13 protein-coding genes are annotated in these 17,245 nt (G+C 52.5%); 12 read left to right on the top strand and 1 reads right to left on the bottom strand.

The window, feature by feature from the left end:
- Positions 1-7: 7 nt before the first annotated feature.
- The 10 genes from RJD28_15980 (at position 8) to RJD28_15935 (ending at position 13,477) form a co-directional block, all read left to right on the top strand.
- Positions 8-964, top strand: coding sequence for a glycosyltransferase family 2 protein (locus RJD28_15980; GenBank protein WNV57671.1), 957 nt, complete (start codon positions 8-10; stop codon positions 962-964).
- Positions 965-997: 33 nt separating this feature from the next.
- Positions 998-2,317 carry a hypothetical protein gene (locus RJD28_15975; GenBank protein ID WNV57670.1) on the top strand — a complete coding sequence of 440 codons (1,320 nt, stop codon included), beginning with the start codon at positions 998-1,000 and terminating at the stop codon, positions 2,315-2,317.
- Positions 2,290-3,507, top strand: coding sequence for a hypothetical protein (locus RJD28_15970; protein WNV57669.1), 1,218 nt, complete (start codon positions 2,290-2,292; stop codon positions 3,505-3,507). The genes RJD28_15975 and RJD28_15970 overlap by 28 nt, the downstream gene beginning before the upstream one ends.
- Positions 3,504-4,724, top strand: coding sequence for an acyltransferase (locus tag RJD28_15965; GenBank protein ID WNV57668.1), 1,221 nt, complete (start codon positions 3,504-3,506; stop codon positions 4,722-4,724). Before RJD28_15970 ends, RJD28_15965 begins: the two co-directional genes overlap by 4 nt.
- Positions 4,725-5,033: 309 nt before the next feature.
- A complete protein-coding gene (locus RJD28_15960) occupies positions 5,034-8,123 on the top strand; it encodes an acyltransferase (GenBank protein WNV57667.1) in 3,090 nt (1,029 codons plus the stop codon).
- Position 8,124: 1 nt separating this feature from the next.
- Positions 8,125-9,066, top strand: a complete 942-nt coding sequence (locus tag RJD28_15955; protein WNV57666.1) for a GNAT family N-acetyltransferase — start codon at positions 8,125-8,127, stop codon at positions 9,064-9,066.
- 2 nt (positions 9,067-9,068) lie between these two features.
- A complete protein-coding gene (locus tag RJD28_15950; GenBank protein WNV57665.1) occupies positions 9,069-10,121 on the top strand; it encodes a histidinol-phosphate transaminase in 1,053 nt (350 codons plus the stop codon).
- Positions 10,122-10,240: 119 nt separating this feature from the next.
- Complete coding sequence (locus tag RJD28_15945) at positions 10,241-10,954, top strand: phosphocholine cytidylyltransferase family protein (protein WNV57664.1); 714 nt, start codon at positions 10,241-10,243, stop codon at positions 10,952-10,954.
- Positions 10,944-11,588: a DUF1919 domain-containing protein gene (locus RJD28_15940; protein ID WNV57663.1), complete on the top strand. Its 645-nt coding sequence runs from the start codon at positions 10,944-10,946 to the stop codon at positions 11,586-11,588. The genes RJD28_15945 and RJD28_15940 overlap by 11 nt, the downstream gene beginning before the upstream one ends.
- An 80-nt stretch (positions 11,589-11,668) precedes the next feature.
- Positions 11,669-13,477, top strand: a complete 1,809-nt coding sequence (locus RJD28_15935; GenBank protein WNV57662.1) for a DUF6020 family protein — start codon at positions 11,669-11,671, stop codon at positions 13,475-13,477.
- On the opposite strand, the gene RJD28_15930 is transcribed toward RJD28_15935, so the two are convergent.
- Positions 13,411-14,631, bottom strand: a complete 1,221-nt coding sequence (locus tag RJD28_15930; GenBank protein ID WNV57661.1) for a CDP-glycerol glycerophosphotransferase family protein — start codon at positions 14,629-14,631, stop codon at positions 13,411-13,413. The genes RJD28_15935 and RJD28_15930 overlap by 67 nt on opposite strands.
- Positions 14,632-14,926: 295 nt before the next feature.
- On the opposite strand from RJD28_15930, the gene RJD28_15925 reads away from it, so the two are divergent.
- Both RJD28_15925 and RJD28_15920 read left to right on the top strand, forming a co-directional pair.
- On the top strand, positions 14,927-15,931 hold the full coding sequence (locus RJD28_15925) for an acyltransferase family protein (GenBank protein WNV57660.1): 1,005 nt from the start codon (positions 14,927-14,929) through the stop codon (positions 15,929-15,931).
- A 208-nt stretch (positions 15,932-16,139) separates the two neighbouring features.
- Entirely contained in the window at positions 16,140-17,237 is a 1,098-nt protein-coding gene (locus tag RJD28_15920; protein ID WNV57659.1) for a DegT/DnrJ/EryC1/StrS family aminotransferase, read from the top strand.
- Positions 17,238-17,245: the final 8 nt, after the last annotated feature.

Here is a 17,245-nt window from a genome sequence, read left to right as displayed (position 1 = left end):
TGACAGAATGGAAAACAGACAGGATATATTATATATGGTTATTCCCTGCTACAACGAGCAGGAGGTTTTGCCGGAGACGTCCCGGCAGCTGAAAGAGATCCTTTATGACCTCATGGATCGGGGGAAAATTTCCCGGGAGAGCCGGGTGCTCTTTGTCAATGACGGTTCCAAGGATGAGACCTGGAACATCATTGAAGACCTGCACGCCCAGGATCCGCTGTTTCTGGGATTGAAGCTTTCCCGGAACAAGGGACATCAGAATGCGCTGCTGGCAGGCCTGATGACAGCCAAAGAGTATGCGGATGTGACGATTTCCATGGATGCGGATCTTCAGGACGATGTGCATGTCATTGAAAAATTCATGGACAAATATTACGAGGGCTGCGATATCGTCTATGGTGTCCGCAGTTCCCGGAAAAAGGATACGTTTTTCAAAAAATTTACAGCCCAGAGTTTTTACCGCCTGATGATGGCCATGGGCGTGGATATTGTATACAACCATGCGGACTGCCGTCTGATGAGCAAGCGCAGCCTGTACGATCTGGAGCAGTTCAAGGAAGTGAATCTGTTCCTGCGGGGCATCGTGCCCCTCATCGGATATCAGTCTGCAGTGGTGACCTATGAGCGGAATGAGCGGTTTGCGGGAGAATCCAAGTATCCGCTGAAAAAAATGCTGGCCTTTGCCATGGATGGCATTACTTCGTTTAGCATCAAGCCGATCCGGATGATCACCACCATGGGTGTGATCATTTTTGCAATCAGCATTCTCATGCTGATCTACTCTGTGGTGCAGCATTTTCTGGGTAATACGGTCAGCGGCTGGTCCTCTACCATGGTGTCCATCTGGGCCATCGGTGGTCTGCAGATCCTTTCCATGGGCGTCATAGGAGAATATGTGGGCAAGATTTATATGGAAGCAAAGGCGAGACCGAAGTTTATCATTGAAAAATTCCTGAAGGACTGATGAACGGGCCAGGGCCTTACGGAGTTGAAGTATATGGATAAATTTTTCAGAAGTTTTCTGGAAATGAAATGGAAAATCAAAGGGGAATGGGTGTCTTTTCTGGATGCCCTTCTTTTCGTTGCCATCACAGGCTCCAGTCTGATCATGCGTCTGGCACTCATGTGGGGGTTCATCGGCTGGTTCTGGCTGGTGGACTATGTGGCAGCGGCAGCGGCGGCGGTGTATGTGCGAAGAGGAACGGGAAGCCTCAGAAAAAGTCTGGGCGCCTATTCCTTTTTTGTCATTATGCCCACGCTGATGATGGCCAGCGCCTACTGGGGCCAGGCTGACAGCTTTTATGTGGCACTGGTGATGCTGTCCTTTGCCTGCCTGGGAGCTGGGTGTTTCCCTCTGGCGAAAGCGTCTGGCCGAAAGGCTGTATCTGATGCAGCGTCCCGGACTACGTTGGCAGCACATTCTGGAAAATCCGGGCTGATGCTGGCGGCGGCTATCCTGTTTGGACTGGCAGTTCTGATGAACGTGCAGGCCGTATTTGTATTGCCAGTGTTTGTGGTGCTGTGGCTGCTGGGAAGTTTTCCGACTGTGCCTTTATTGGTGGCGTTTGCAGCGATGATCGGGCGGCTGCTTCTTGGAAAAAACGTGCAGCAGCTGTTGTTTGGCAATGGAAGTCTGGCAGCAGCAGACCGGATCTTGAGAGAATACGATGCGGCCCAGGCCATGCGGCAGGCCGGCCAGAGTGCAGTGCAGATGAGCCAGAGTATCAGCCAGTCAGGCCAGAGCGCAGTGCAGATGAGCCAGAATATCAGTCCGAGTGTGCAGGCGCTCACGCACACAGCACCTCTCTCGGACAGCTGGGCCAATGTGTACCAGTTTTTGCGCACGGAAGATTTTGCCCGGGAATTTTTTATCGGCGGTATCGCGTTTACCGCAGCTATTTTGCTGGTGATTTTTCTGTGGTTTTTTGTGAAATTAGAGCAGCCGACGGGAACGATCAAGACGAAGTTGACGAGAAGGGAACTCTCAGGTATCTGGTTGTCTGGACAGGAATTCGTGACGGAACTGGCGTTATTTTTCGCACTGCTGATGCCCTTTGTTCTGCCGCATATGAACGCCCGGTGCGGACTGCTGGCAGATTGCTTTGCGGTGATGCTGTTATTTTTTAATAAGAAAAAGAGCTATTTTGCGCTGGTGCAGCTGATCATTTCCTTTTCCATGATGCAAAACGTGCTGGCGGGCGCAGTGCCCATGCCGCTGGCGGTGTATGCGGCGGCGGAGCTGGTGCTGATCTGCCTGGCGGGAATGGATTTATACAGAGGAGTTAGACAATGGATGACCGTATCAGAGAACATCTGAACCGACAATTTCATATAGGCTCATTTACGGTGTCGGGCGTCTGGCTGCTTTATCTGCTGGGGATGACGGTGCTGGGGATCGTGATCCGGGGGGCGTTTTTACCCTATGTGTCCCAGGATTATACCGGATACTGGGAAAAGTGGTTCGCTGAGATCCACCGGTATGGCGGCATGGCGTCGCTGTCCCATGATTTCTACGATTATGCGCCGACATTTATGTATTTTCTGGTGTTTATCGAGGGCCTGCCCTTTGATCCCATGATCAGCTACAAGGTTGCCATGTGCCTGCTGGACGTGCTGCTGGCAGTTGCCTGCGGGATGCTGGCGGGGGAGCTGACCGGATCGAAGGAAAAAGGCATGGCCACATACGGCCTGGTATTTCTGCTGCCCACGGTGATGGCCAACAGTGCCCTCTGGTGTCAGTGTGATGTGACATACACGCTGCTGATCATGTTGTTTTTATATAATCTGATCCGGGAAAAACCGCTGCCGGCCATGATTTTTTACGGGCTGTCCTTTTGCCTGAAGCTGCAGACGCTTTTTATTTTCCCGGCGCTGGTGGTGTTCTGGGTACACAAAAAAATAAAAGCAGAGCATTTTTTCACTCTTCCGGTGCTGTACGTGCTCAGCGTCCTTCCGGCGGTATTTTTCGGCGGCTGTTCGTTTCTGGATATGCTGCTGGTCTACGTGCGGCAGGGCTCCACGGACGTGTGGGCGCTGACGTTGAGCTGGCCAAATATTTACCAGATCATTGGCCCGGAGGCGCTGATCCAGGTGTATTCTGGTCTGGGCAAATGCCTCATTCTGGTGATCCTCATGTGTACCATGTATGACATGTCCCGGAGAAAATACCGGATGACGCCCCGGATCATGGTGGAAATGGTGCTGTTTTACGCCATGATCACCGTCTATTTCCTGCCGTTTATGCATGAACGGTATGGCTATCTGGCGGATGTACTGACGGTACTGTATGCGGTGCTGCGGCCAAAGCGGTTTTACGTGCCCATGCTGCACGTGCTCATTTCCTGCGTCTCTTATATGAAGTTCCTGACCAAGGAAAGCACGCTGCCCATGGTTTTCTATGCATTCCTGCTTCTGTTCCTGCTGGCGACGGTGGGGATGGATCTGTATCGGGACATGCATCGGGAGCGGGTGCCGGAGGAACTGACAGAAGGTGAGGCGGCAGTATGAGTGAAACGAAAAAATTAACCTATATTGACGGGCTGAAAGGCACAGGAGCGCTGATTGTGTACCTGTGCCACTTTGCATATGCGTTCTACTTTGCACTCTATTCCCTGAATCCGGCCAACAGCCACACGGCGGGAAATGTGGAGGTGGCCATCGGTAAAACGCCCCTCAACATTCTTTACAACGGCAATTTTGCGGTGCAGCTGTTTTTTGTGGCCAGCGGGTTTGTGCTCTGTATCCGCTATTTTCAGGATCATGACCGGAAACGGCTGGCAAAAAGTGCGGCAAAACGGTATTTTCGGCTGGCTGGGCCGATCCTTCTGGTGAGCACGGTCATTTTCTTTCTTATGAAAGCCGGGCTTTATCAGAACACCGAGGCGGCGGCGCTGGCCGGTTCCACAGACTGGTTTGCGGGCTTCAACAATTTCGAGCCGGGCTACAGCCATGCTCTGCGGGAAGCGCTGTTTGGTTGTTTCCTGTTTGGACATAATTATTTCAACGGGGTGCTCTGGACGGTGAAATATCTGTTCCTGGGTGCTCTGCTGGTGTATGCTCTGGCGGCGGTCTGTGGCCAGTGGAAATACCGATACGGCGTGTATGCGATTTTGCTGCTGGCGCTGCTGCGTACCGACTACGCGGGACTTCTGCTGGGCTATATTTTCTGCGACCTGATGTATACAAAACCGGATTTTATGAAAAAACTGGCGAAAATTCCGGGACTGTGGCTGGTGACCCTGGTGCTGGGCATTTATTTTGGATCTTATCCGTCCATCGGCACAAATCTGGAGGGCAGCATGTACGGCTTTCTGCCGGTGCTGTCGGTGCTGTATCACCGGATCGGTGCGGCGCTCATCGTGCTGGCTGTGCTGCTTTCGGAGCGTTTGCAGCGTTTTTTTGGAGGTCAGGACGCTGCTGGCCGGAACGAGGCAAAAGCTTCCGGGGAGGATTTTCTGCTTACCAGCCATAAGAGAAAAAAGTCTGGGGAGGGTTTGTTTGTACGGCTAGGGAAAATTTCTTTCTCCTGGTATCTGGTGCATTTTCCGGTGATTGCGGTTTTTTCCAGCGCTTTTCTGCTGCGTTTTTACGGGTTGATGAATTACCATGTGCTCATGCTGATCAATTTTGTGCTGACCACGGTGATTGTGTGGGTGATTTCCGCGGCGATGACGAAATGGGTGGAGCAGCCCTGGAACCGGCTGTTGAATAAAATTTGGAAGTGATTGACGCAAGGCAGAGATAGCAGGAATGAAGAGACGTGAATTTCCATTGCAGAAATTGTTGGGATGAAGAACTGTGAATTTCCATTGCAGAAATTGTTGAGATGAAGGGCTGTGAATTTCCATTATAGAAACTATTGGGATGGCGATGTGCAATTCTCATTGAAAAGGCCGTGGCGCGGAGAATATTCTGCGTACAGGGGAAAGAAATGAGGAATCTGTTTGTGCTGGTCGTGAAAATGGATAGCTGGCAGGAAAAAAATAGACTGCTGGATTGGTTAAAGGATAGAAGTAAAGAACGGAGGAAATCGGATGGGAGAGCAGACGACGAAAACAAGGGCCGGATGGATTGACATTGCCAAGGTGCTGGGGCTGGTCATTGTCCTGATGAACCACGCGGAACTGTCGGCAGGCGGTGTCAATTATTTCGGCGGCATGTTTTACGTGCCGGTGTTTTTTGTGCTGGCCGGATACACGTTCCGCCTGCGGCCCGGTGAGTCCTTCTCTGCTTTTGCGAAAAAAAAGGCGAAGCGGCTGCTGCTTCCCTATGTGGGATACAATGCCTTCTTCTTTCTGTTCTTTTTTGTAAAAGACCAGCTGCTGGGGGGACAGCCGCTGCGGGAGGCCGGGGTGTCGCTCCTTGGCATTCTGTATTCCCGCAGCTACCTGTATGCCGGAGAAACGGCCGGACAGACGGTGCTTATGCGGATCTTAAACGGCCCCACCTGGTTCCTGACGGGATTGTTTACGGCACTGCTGGTTTTTTGGCTTCTGATGACCTGGGCGAAAGGAAGCCGCAAAAAGCTGTTGGCCGGGATGGCTGTATGTCTGTGCGCAGCCTGGGGCTTTTCGTTCCTGCCGGTGCTGCTGCCCTGGAGCCTGGATACCCTGTGGTTTCATATGGTGCTGTTGGGGGCAGGGGTGCTTCTGCGTGAAACAGATCTGATCGAAAAATTATATGGCTGTCCCTGGAAAATCGTCCTTTGCGGTCTGATATTTTTTCTGGTGTCAGCCCTTTCCGGCAGCGGAAACCTGTCGGTGAGAAGCTATGGAAATCACATGCTGTGTTATCTGGCGGCGGCTTTGCTGGGTTCGGTGCTGGCCATGTTGCTGGCAAAATGGATCGAAAACACCTTCCGGCAGGCCGGAGCGCTCATTGCGTTCGCGGGAAGTCATACCATGGCGGTGCTCTGCCTGCATCTGTTTGTATTTATGCTCATTTCCGGCGGCTATGGGGTGCTGGGCATCGACGGCAGCCGGAATCTGTGGAAGCTATGGGAGATCCTGGGCGCTTTTGTACTCCTGGTGCCTTTTTATCGGTGGCGGCTCCTGCCCCGGGAAAAAGGGGACTGGCAGAAAACAGTCTGTGGCCTGCTGCTTCTGGTACTGGTGCTTTGGTCACTGCCGTTGGTGGGAAAGGGCATCGACGTCCGGGATACTGGCTCGTACCTGACCAAATACCGGTATATTTTTGATCCGTCCGTGAAAGTCAATGAGCTCCATTATTTCCTCGGCGAGCTGGCAGGCGGCATCATCTATGCCCTGACACCGGTACGAAAAGTGCTGGCGCTGAACGTGGCCAGCAGTCTTGTGTACGTGGCGGCAGCGCTGCTGACTGCCTATGTATTGCAAAAAGTGCTCCCCCGGGTGCTGGCCCTGGCCTGTGCCCTGACGGGAAGTTTCTATGGAATTACATGGATCCGGACACTGAACTGGAATGCCTGGACGGTGTTGTTCTTAAGTGCCGGGCTGGCGCTGCTGCTGGCAGGCTTGCAGAAAAACAGCCAGAAATGGCTGGCAGCCGCTGGATTTGTGCTGGCCATCAACACCTATTTTCGGATGCCCAATATGCTGTTCCTGGCGCTGATGGCGGTGGTGTTCTGGAAAACACTATTGGATGAGTGGAAACATGTGGGTGCTGCGGAAGAAAATGCATTGGCCATGCCTGATAATGTGGCATCAGCACATCGAGTAATCAATCACGTGCCGGATGGAACCGTGTCAGCTGAAAAAACAGGGGAGGTTAAGATTCGCGCCTTGTTCCGTCCACGTATCTGGTGGGAGGCGTTGAAAAGCTGTCGGGGATTTTTCCTGGGGGCGGTGGCCGGAGCGGCAGTTGGACTTTTGCTGGCCTTGATTTTCCTGGGGCCGGACACGGTGCTTCACAATCTGTCGGTATTGACTTCCGTGGGCGCCGGTGAAAACGCGGAGAACACCCACAGCATCACCACCGGCATTTATCTGTTCCTGCTGGGCATGCGGGACGGGGCACTTCTTTGGCTGCGGCTTGGCTGTCTGTTGGCAGTGGTGTGGGCAGTTGTGGCCGGTGCCAGTGAGGTGTGGAAGCGCGTGCGCGGGGAATCTTCAAAAGAAGCGATGGAAAAGCCTTCACTGGCTATATACTTTACGGCTGGCATTGCCTGCTTTTTCGGTCTGTCCGAGGGCCTGCGGGAGAACATCTTATCGGCACATATATGGGTGGCTTTTGGGGTGATTCTGCTGGGCACCATTGGCACTTTCCTCTATGCGAAAAAAGACACATTACGCTCCTGTCTGTGCGCATCGGCAGTGATCATCGAGGGACTGCTTACCATCGGCACAGACACGGGGGTCAACTATTATCGGGTGTATATGGCACTGCCGCTGGGCGTGCTGCTGTTCCTGCTCCTTAGTTGGGGGCGAAGCAATGCATGTGGACAATCTAGCGGATGTGGAGAATTTGATAAACATGGCCATGGATCGGACAGAGGCTATATCCAATTTAATGAAGATAGGTTGAATGATGCGCACGACCACGGACAGGACAGGGTAGATGGACAGCCCGGAGGATATGGTCAATTCAATGGAAATAGGCATGGACAGCCCAGAAATCTGTGTATACAAAGGTTTGCTTGTGGTTTTTGTCAGATATTGGCAGTATTTACTTTTGTCTTTGTGACAACAGCGGGCGTGCGTTATGCGGCTACTCATGTGTACCATGACGCACCCAACGGGGAACTGACGGCCACCATCGACCATCCCATGTACGAGGATATCTACACCTCCCCGGCCCGGGCGGCGTCTCTGAACCGGCTCATGGAAGAACTGGCGCCTTACAAAGAACAGAAGCTGCTGCAGATCGGCTGTTTCAACATCGGCTGTGTGCTGACGGACATGAAGCCCTTCTATGACAGCTCCTGGCCGGATCTGGAATACCTGCCCATGAGCGAATTTAAAGAGCAACTGGAAAACGCGCTGGCTGACGGTCAGGCACCGGTGCTGCTTCTGGGAACCGTGGAAGAGTCGGGCATGAACTGGAGCCCGTCCCGGTATGCCATGATCAAAGAACTGGGAGAGAGCAGTGCTTACCGGACATTGTACGTGGATGAACTGTACACCATTTACGTTCCAGTGGAGGAATGATATGTATACGAAAGTAACGCAAAAAGAACTGGCAGAGGTGCTGGACTATTACCGGCAGGATCGCAAAAACTGCCTGTACAGCTATATTGATCTGAAAAAATATGGCCTGGGCAATCCGCACCTGTCGGTGTATATTGACCGCGGCCTTGTTACAGATCAAGGATATGCTGATACTTTGCAGGCTGAAACGATGCACGATATTTTGAAGGAAGCAGACACTTCGCAGGCTGGCGCGGCGGACAGTGCTTTGACAGCAGGCGCCCTGCGCTGCGTCTTGCTCCAGTATTACACGGGCATCAATGTTTTTTCTTATAAAAATAATCTGGATGTGCCTGCCACCGTCGCTTTTCTGCAGGAAAAACAGCCCTCCATGATCAACGGGCCGCTGGAAACGCTGGAAAAATTATACCCATATTTTCGGGAAACCTATGATTTTGAAGCCGGGTATGTGACAGAATTGCTGGAAAAACCGAAAGACGAAAGTATGTCAGAAACCGACGAATCTGATGCGGAGACGCAAGCGGAATTCCCCGTGGAAAAAGCCGGCGAAGCCGAGCTACCGGAGATCGCGGCCCTGATCTGCACCGACGAGGGCGTGGGCGGCACGTATACCCCGGAGGGACTGGCGGCTCAGCTGCTGGAGCGGCAGCGGGATGGCTTCGGCCGCAATTATTTTATCCGGCAAAACGGCCGTATTGTGTGCCATGCGGGCACTTACGCGGAGGTGGACGACCTGGCGGTGGTCAGCGGCGTGATCACGGCGGAAGATTCCCGTGGACAAAATCTTGCGGATAGAGTAGTATCTAAGTTAAACAAAGAACTTCTGGCAGAGGGGAAGCATCCCTGCCTGTTCTATTATACAAAGAGTGCAGCGAGACTTTACGCCAAGACCGGCTATGCAGCAGGCACCGGCTGGGCGAAGCTGATCAGAAAGCAGGGATAACGATGTATTATGTAAATGAAAATATCAGAGACTGTGTCCGGGTTTATCCGGAGCAGGGCAGACGGCCCTATCTGCGGCTGGATATGAATGAAAACCCGGAGGGACTGCCAAAGGCATTTGTGGACAGCGTGCTGGCGGAGATCACGCCGGAGTATCTGGCCACCTACCCGGAGCCGGATGTGTTCAAGCAGAAATACGCGGATTATCTGGGGGTAAAGCCGGAGAATCTGTGCCTCACCAACGGGTCGGTCATGGCCATCCGATACATTCTGGAAACCTTTGTAAAAAAAGGAGAAACCGTGGTGACAGTGGCGCCTTCCTTTGAGATGTACTGGGTGACCTGCGCCATGCTGGGTCTGAAACATGTTGGTGTTCCCTACGATGAGAATTTGAAAATCAGCGGCCAGCAGATCGTGGGGGCCATCGACGAGCACACCGATCTGGTGGCACTTTTGAACCCCAACAATCCCATCGGCAATGTATTCACAGAGGCCGAGGTGCGGGCGGTCATTGCGCGTGCCCGGGAAGTGGAGGCTGTGGTCGTCATCGACGAGGCTTATTTTTACTTCAATCCCAACAGCTTTCTGCCGCTGTTCCGGGAATATGACAATGTGATCGTGCTTCGGACGTTTTCCAAGCTGTGCTCCATGGCCGGTCTGCGGATGGGCATCGTGATCTCTCGGCCGGAAATCATCGAATATGTGCAGAAATCCATCCCGGGCTTTGAGGTGAACACGGTTGCGCTGCTGTTTGGCGAGCGGATGCTGGATCACCCGGAGCTGTTTGACCAGATGCTGGCCATCGAGCAGGAGGGCCGCACCTGGATCCGGGAGAAACTGTTGGAAAACGGTTACCACTGCGATTTCGGTCAGGGCAATTTCTTTTTTGTGGAGCCCCACACCGATCCGATGGTACTGGAAAAGAAAATGCGGGAGAAAGGCATCCTGATCAAAACCTATGGAAAACCGCTTCTGAAAAAATACATCCGCATTTCCATTGGTTCCAAGCGCGTGATGGAGCAGTTCCTGGAAGCTTTTTTGGAGTTAGATCAATAAATGAGATAAATTCAAACAAACTGGCGCAGATTGCTATAATAAAAATATAAGATCATCTGGCCCTGGCGGATATGCGATCAAATTGAAAAATGAACAAAGAAAAAGAGGAGGTCGAAGGGATGAGAGCAGTATTAATGGCAGCAGGCGTGGGAAGCCGGATCAGCCGGGAGGTGCGCAAGCCGAAAAGTCTTCTGGACATCGGCAACGGAGAGCTGCTTTTACATTATACAGTCAAAATGCTGAAACGGCACGGCCTGGACGTGACCATCGTGGTGGGTTACCAGAAGGAGCTGTTTTATGAGGCGCTGAAAGGCCTGGACGTGACCTTTGTGGTCAACCCCTTCTACCGGGTGTCCAACAGCATCGCATCCCTCTGGTTTGCGAAAGATCTTCTGGATACCGGCGAGGATTACCTGTTCGGCAACGCCGACGTTTTCCTGGAGGAGGAAATTCTGGAACGGCTGCTGGCGTCCAAAGAGGACATCACCATGCTGGCGGATTACCGGAAAATCGAGACCGGCGACTATTTCTTCCACTGTGAAGATGGCCTGGTGCGCAAATACGGCAAGGAGCTGCCGGTGTCCGAACGCACGTGTGAGTACGTGGGCATTGCCAAGGTGGGCAAAAATTACATGCCCCATTTTGTGGAGCTGATGCAGGAAATGGTGGACGCGGAGGAGTACACCACCTGGTGGGAGACGATCCTGTACGCCCACTGCTATGAATTCCCGATCCACACGCTGGATGTGGCGCCGTATTTCTGGTCGGAGATCGACTATATTGAGGACTACGAGCGGATCGTGGACTATGTGGGAGGAAAAAATGACCATTAAAGAGGCTGTCATCGAGGTTTGTCACAAGATTTTTTTGCCGCCTTATGAGAAAAAAATGCGGCGCAGGCTGGAAAATCATGATTTTACGTTCCTTGCGTCCAACTGTACGGCGGGAATTATTTATCATCGGCTGGGGATGAAATTCCTTTCCCCTACCATCAACATGTTTATCTGGCAGGATGATTTCCTGAAATTTGTGCTGGATCTGCCTCATTATCTGGGCTGCGAGTTGCAGTTTATTGAGACGGAGGAGCCTTATCCGGTGGCCATGCTGGACGACATCAAGCTGTATTTCAACCATTATAAGACCGCGGAGGAAGCCCGGGAAAAATGGGAGGAGCGTAAGAAACGGATGCACATGGACAATCTGTACATTCTCATGTGTGACCGGGATGGCATCACTGAGGACGATATGCGCAAATTAGAGCAGGTGGATTGCAAAAATAAAGTGGTGCTCACTGCAAAGCCCCACCCGGACATTGATTTTGCGTTCCAGCTGCCGGAATATGCCAACGAGGACTATGTGGGCTATTATCTGGGGAAAAATGCCATCACGGACAAAACCGTTGTGGAAAAGCATTTTGATTTCGTGAAGTGGCTTAATGGAGCGTCGCCTAAAGACTGCCATCTCTGATCAGAAAATACAGGATCAGGGAAAATGTCGGTGATCATGCGGCAGCAGCGCGAGGATAGAGGAGTGAAAAAAATAAAAATATGAAACAATGGAAACGTTGGATCAGAGAGGATTTAAAAGGGCTGGGTTTGTTCCTGGTGCTGGCAGGCGGGCTTCTGTACGCCATCCTGTTCTGGTTCGGCTATCATCTGACCTATGACAATACCATTTTGCCGGGAGGAAATTTCTGGCTGGTGGGCGGCGAGATCCTGCTCACCGGGATCGTGGCGGCGGCAGTGCTGGCGGTGCTTTTCCGGGCGCTGTCAGGAGGATTTTGCAGGACAGAAACCCCGACAGTCATGCCGGAAAACAAATGTACGAGCACATCAGCCCCGACAGCAGATGCGGCCGAATATGATCATGAGAAAGACGGTCAGACTGCAACAGGAAATGAACGGAAGAAAGAAAAGTCCGGCATTTGGCGCACCAGATATGCTTCTTTTATAGAGAAAAAATACGCGTTCTTTGTGCTCTGGGCGGTGATCTTCCTGCTGTGGATCCCGTTCTGGCTCAGTTCGTATCCGGGCATTTTTTCCTATGATAGCAATCTGCAGTTCAACTGGTATTTCACGGATTACCGGTCGGCGCATCATCCGCTGGTACATACATGGATGCTGGGCGGTCTGGTGGATCTGGGGCACACGCTGTTTGGCTCCTATCAGGCCGGGGCGGTGCTGTACGCCCTGACCCAGATGGTTATCATGTCGGCGCTGTTTGCGGGCATCTGTCTGTATCTGGGACGGAAAAAAGCGCCGTTGTGGCTGTTTGCGGCATCGGTGATCTTTTACGGCATTTACCCAGCTAATGCGTACCTGTGCATGACTGCCACCAAGGATAGCATTTTTTCCGCACTGTTCGGATTTTATATGGCCCAGCTGCTGGCAGCGGGACTGGATCCGGACGGATTTTTCCGGTCAAAGAAACAGCTGGCAGAGCTGATCATCACCTGTTTTCTCATGATGATCCTGCGCAACAACACCATGTATATGATCCTCATCGGGGCGCCGTTTTTCCTGATCTGGTATCGAAAACACTGGAAGGGCGCGCTGGTGGCGGTGGCAGTGCCGCTGCTCCTGCTGAAAATCTACACCGGACCGGTGTATGACGCCCTAGGTGTGGAGCGGGTGGATGCCAGAGAGGCGTATAATGCTATCATTCAGACCATTTCCCGGACATACAATCTGGCGCCGGAGGATTTTACAGAGGAAGAAAAGGAGCTGCTGTTCGAGGTGATCCCGGAGGATTATATCGTGCGGTATGTGCCCCACAAGGGGGATGAGGTGCGCTGGGGCTTTGATACGGCGGCCTTCAACGAGCACAAAGCGGAATTTTTCAAGCTGTGGATCGAAAAAGGGCTGTCCCATCCGCTTATGTACCTGGATGGATTTTTCTCCACCAATTTCGGCCTCTGGTATCCATGGGACATTTTGCCGGATGACACCACCATCCGCATGTACGTGGAATATTTCTTCGGGACAGAGACCCAGGAAATTCTGGGCATTCATTTTGATCCGAAGCTGCCGCTGTTCCATCAGATCAGCTATGCCATCTGTCAGGACAGTGTGCTGACCCGGATTCCGGTCATTGGCGGTATCCTGTTTGGCGCGGGCACGTTTATCTGGATTGTGCTGTTTGCCAGTTTTTACCTGATCTGGACAAAAAAATGGGGACCAGTTTTTACCATCCTGATCCCCATGTGGGCATATTTCCTCACGTTATTGTTCGGGCCGGTGTCCTGTATGCGGTATATGTATCCCTACATGACAAGTCTGCCCATCATCCTTTATCTGTTGTCCCGGGCCGGTGACAACTGGGCCAGCATGGCGTCCACTGCCGCTTCGGAGGCGTGACCATCATCAAAGAACTGAATGCGCTGCACATAGGCAGCGCATTTTTTGTCATATTCTGCCTCGTCGAAGGTTTCGATATTGTGGATGAGCGCGTCGTTGCTCTGGGCCAGGGAGAAGGGAAGCTCCTCCAGGGTGAAATAATAATCCTTCACCTTTTTGATCTCCTCGTAATCCTCCGCGTACAGGAAACCGGGGCGTTTCAGCACCAGATAGTCGAAAGCGCAGCCGGAGTAATCGCTGATGATCACGTCGCTGGCCACCAGCAGCTCCTGCATGTTTTCGTACAGGGTGGCGTTGCGCAGCTTCTCGCCGGTGGGAACGATGCCCGCCTGGGCCGCCAGGTTGGGGTGCAGACGGATGAGACAGTACCAGTCGCCGCCAAAACGATTTTCCAACGCCGCCAGCACCCGGTCATAGTCCAGATTGTACATGTCTGTGGCCCGGTTGTCCCGGTAGGTGGGGGCGTAGAGCACGATCTTTTTCCCGGCGGGAATGTGATAGTATTCCTCGATCTTCCGGCGGGCTTCTCCGTGATCGGTGAAATACAGGTCGTTCTTGGGAATGCCCCGCTCCAGAATGGGGCCGCTGTACCAGAACGCCCGGTGGTACAGGTCGGAGCACCAGCGGCAGCAGGAAAGGAACAGGTCAATGCAGGCAGAATCCCGCTTGGCGTAAGCAATGTACTCGTCGCTCAAAGCCGCCTGCACGTCCATCTCCACCTTTTTCAGGCCCGGTCCGCCGTGCCACGTCTGGATATAAAACTGTCCCGGCCGTTTGATAAAATAATACTGGCGGCGGGTATTTTCCACCAGAAACTTGGCGGTGGCCATGTGGTAGGCGAAAGCCGTGGAATTGGGCTTCACCGACCGGATGGGCGCCGGGAAAACCATCTCCGGGTGGGCGCATACCCAGTACATCTCAAAGCCCAAGTCCCGGCGGATCATTTCCTCCGCAATGAATTTCGGATTGTCGCCAAAACCGCCGCCGTAGAAATTGCAGAAAATCACCTTTCGCTCTTTCAGCGGAAGCCGCACAAAAATCTGCCAGCAAAGCTTCAGGTAGAGCTGGTGGATCTGCTCCAGCGTGCGAAGAAGCCACTGGATAACGGCCATCAGCGGCGGGCATTTTTTGATCAGTTGAATCAATGTATGCATAGAAAAATCTCCTATAAAATTCTAACAGTTTAGCCGCGCCATTCGCAAAATCGTGCTGCGCACTTTCCGCTGCTGTCGCAGCTAGCTTTTGCTCATTACTCGGCGCTTCGCTCATGCTCCCCTGTAGCCAGATTTACATGCAAGCATGCAATCTGTCTGCAGGAGACCATGACTAAACTGTTATTACAACTTTACCACAAATGCTTGTATTCTTCTACGGTTTGGGATAAAATTTTAGGACGGGCAGTGGTTCTTATAGGGCGCTCTGCCGGTATGATGAATGAAGGAGAATGGAATGGCGAAGAGTGCGCGGGACAGTTCCCTGGACGCGGTGAAGGGTTTTACGATCCTGATCGTGATGCTGGGACATGTTCTTGTCTTAAATAAAATCAACGATCCGGTGATTTATGACTGGATCAAGGCGGTGCAGATGCCGCTGTTTATGATGGTGTCGGGGTATCTGTGTGGTAAGGCGGTCAAGGTGGGAAGTTTTGCAGATTATGGGTGGATGCTGAAAAAACGTGCCGTCGGGTATCTGCTGCCTTTTCTTGCCTGGACGCTGGTTTTTCACCTGGATGATTTCACCTGGGCGTTTCCGGCCTATCTGGAGCAGCCGGAGCGGGGGCTTTGGTTTCTGATCACGCTGTTTGTACTGACATTTATGGTGTATACCGCGCAGCTGGCGGAAGCGCTGCTGGGAGGCGGCAGGAAGGGGAAGGTCGCTTTCTGGCTGGTGTATGGTGCGCTGACTGTATTGGTACTGCTGGAAGCCCGGGCGGGCATTCCGTGGCTGGGGCCGCACCTGACGAAGATTTATCTGCCCTTTTACATGGCGGCTTACCTGTGGGGGGAATATCAGCCGCGCATCACAGCGCATTTTTCGCCGGAGCTCTGGAAAAAACTGGTGAACGGCATTGCCATCGCGGGCGGAATCTATTGCATCGCGGCGGCGGTGGGCATGGATCTGATGGTGATGAACGGCATCCGGGATTACGTGCTACAGAACTTGGCTTCTTTTGGCGGCTGCATTTCGGTCATTGTATTTTTTTACCGGCTCCGGGACGGCAGGTGCAAGCGATTCCTGGCCTGGCTGGGACAGTACACGCTGGAGATTTATTCCATTCACTATCATTTTGCCCGGATTTTAAATCCGGGGACACTGGATTTTGCTGTATACAGTCTGCCCTGGCTGGGATTTGTGGCGGCAAGCTTTTGTGTTATGAGTGTGCTGACGGCGCTGGTGGTTGTGGCGTGCCGGCATTTTCAGGTGACGAGATTTCTGTTGTATGGAAAGAAATAAAAATAAGCTAGCTTTTGCTCATAAAAAGGCGCTCCCTTCGCATCCTTGTGCGTCCAGCTTTACATGCAAGCATGCAATCTGTCCACAAGAAGATGCGAGTGAACTGTAACTATGGTTTGACGAATACTGGGGCGCATGGTAAAATAAAGAGTAATGCAGATTAAAGTGGGTAAACCATAGGCATGCATAAGATGGAGGCGTTTGAAAAATGAAGATTATGCCGAATCGTCTGGACCGGGGATTTTATATGTACCAGAAGGAATTTGAGGACAAGGCACTGGAGGTGCTTCGTTCCGGCTGGTATGTGCTCGGCAATGAGGTAAAGAGCTTCGAGGAGGAATGGGCTGCGTACACAGGGGCAAAATACTGTGTGGGACTGGCCAGCGGACTGGATGCGCTGTGGATGGCGTTCCGCATTCTGGGCATCGGAGCAGGAAACGAAGTAATCGTGCAGGGCAACACGTATATCGCCAGCGTCATGGGCATTACCATGAACGGCGCGACACCGATTTTTGTGGAGCCCGATGAATATTATAATATTGACGCATCGAAGATCGAGGAAAAGATCACAGAGCGGACAAAAGCGATCCTGGTGGTGCATCTGTACGGACAGGCTTCCCAGATGGACAAGATCGTGGCACTGACGAAGAAATATAACCTCCGCCTGGTGGAGGACTGTGCCCAGTCTCACGGCGCCTGCTGGCAGGGACAGATGACAGGAACCTTCGGCGATATCGGCTGCTTTTCCTTCTATCCGTCCAAGAATCTGGGCGCATTCGGAGATGGCGGCGCCATTGTCACCAATGATGAGAAAATCGCCCAGGATTTCCGGGTTTACCGCAATTACGGCAGTGAGAAGCGCTACTACAACAAGGTGGTAGGCGCCAACTCCCGTCTGGATGAGATCCAGGCAGGCCTTCTGCGGGTGCGGCTGTCCCATCTGGACGAGCTGGCAGCAGAGAAGGTGCGCATCGCCGACCGGTATACGGCAGAGCTTCACAATCCGTTGTTTGAGCTGCCGAAGATCAGAGAGGGCGCTTCCCATATCTGGCACCAGTACGTGCTGCGCAGTGAAAAACGGGACGAGCTCATTGCCTATCTGGACAAAAAAGACATCGGCACGATCATTCATTACCCGATCCCGCCGCATCTGTCCGAGGCCTATCAGTATCTGGGCTACAAAGAGGGGGCATTCCCCATCACGGAGCGTTATGCCAAATCGGTGGTGTCCATTCCGATGTACAACGGCATGACCGAAGAGGAACAGAGCATTGTCATTGATGCTTTAAATAAATTTAATGGTTAGAGGAAGAA

The organism is Oscillospiraceae bacterium NTUH-002-81 (genome assembly GCA_032620915.1).
In the GTDB taxonomy this organism is placed as follows: Bacteria; Bacillota; Clostridia; order Lachnospirales; family Lachnospiraceae; genus JAGTTR01.
Note: the sequence above shows the minus strand (reverse complement) of the source record. Positions and strands in the feature narration are given on the sequence as shown.

Excerpts from the sequence above, each read along its gene's own strand:
- RJD28_15980 (WNV57671.1), top strand. The coding sequence starts at position 8 with ATGGAAAACAGACAGGATATATTATATATGGTTATTCCCTGCTACAAC.
- RJD28_15975 (WNV57670.1), top strand. The coding sequence starts at position 998 with ATGGATAAATTTTTCAGAAGTTTTCTGGAAATGAAATGGAAAATCAAA.
- RJD28_15970 (WNV57669.1), top strand. The coding sequence starts at position 2,290 with ATGGATGACCGTATCAGAGAACATCTGAACCGACAATTTCATATAGGC.
- RJD28_15965 (WNV57668.1), top strand. The coding sequence starts at position 3,504 with ATGAGTGAAACGAAAAAATTAACCTATATTGACGGGCTGAAAGGCACA.
- RJD28_15960 (WNV57667.1), top strand. The coding sequence starts at position 5,034 with ATGGGAGAGCAGACGACGAAAACAAGGGCCGGATGGATTGACATTGCC.
- RJD28_15955 (WNV57666.1), top strand. The coding sequence starts at position 8,125 with ATGTATACGAAAGTAACGCAAAAAGAACTGGCAGAGGTGCTGGACTAT.
- RJD28_15950 (WNV57665.1), top strand. The coding sequence starts at position 9,069 with ATGTATTATGTAAATGAAAATATCAGAGACTGTGTCCGGGTTTATCCG.
- RJD28_15945 (WNV57664.1), top strand. The coding sequence starts at position 10,241 with ATGAGAGCAGTATTAATGGCAGCAGGCGTGGGAAGCCGGATCAGCCGG.
- RJD28_15940 (WNV57663.1), top strand. The coding sequence starts at position 10,944 with ATGACCATTAAAGAGGCTGTCATCGAGGTTTGTCACAAGATTTTTTTG.
- RJD28_15935 (WNV57662.1), top strand. The coding sequence starts at position 11,669 with ATGAAACAATGGAAACGTTGGATCAGAGAGGATTTAAAAGGGCTGGGT.
- RJD28_15930 (WNV57661.1), bottom strand. The coding sequence starts at position 14,631 with ATGCATACATTGATTCAACTGATCAAAAAATGCCCGCCGCTGATGGCC.
- RJD28_15925 (WNV57660.1), top strand. The coding sequence starts at position 14,927 with ATGGCGAAGAGTGCGCGGGACAGTTCCCTGGACGCGGTGAAGGGTTTT.
- RJD28_15920 (WNV57659.1), top strand. The coding sequence starts at position 16,140 with ATGAAGATTATGCCGAATCGTCTGGACCGGGGATTTTATATGTACCAG.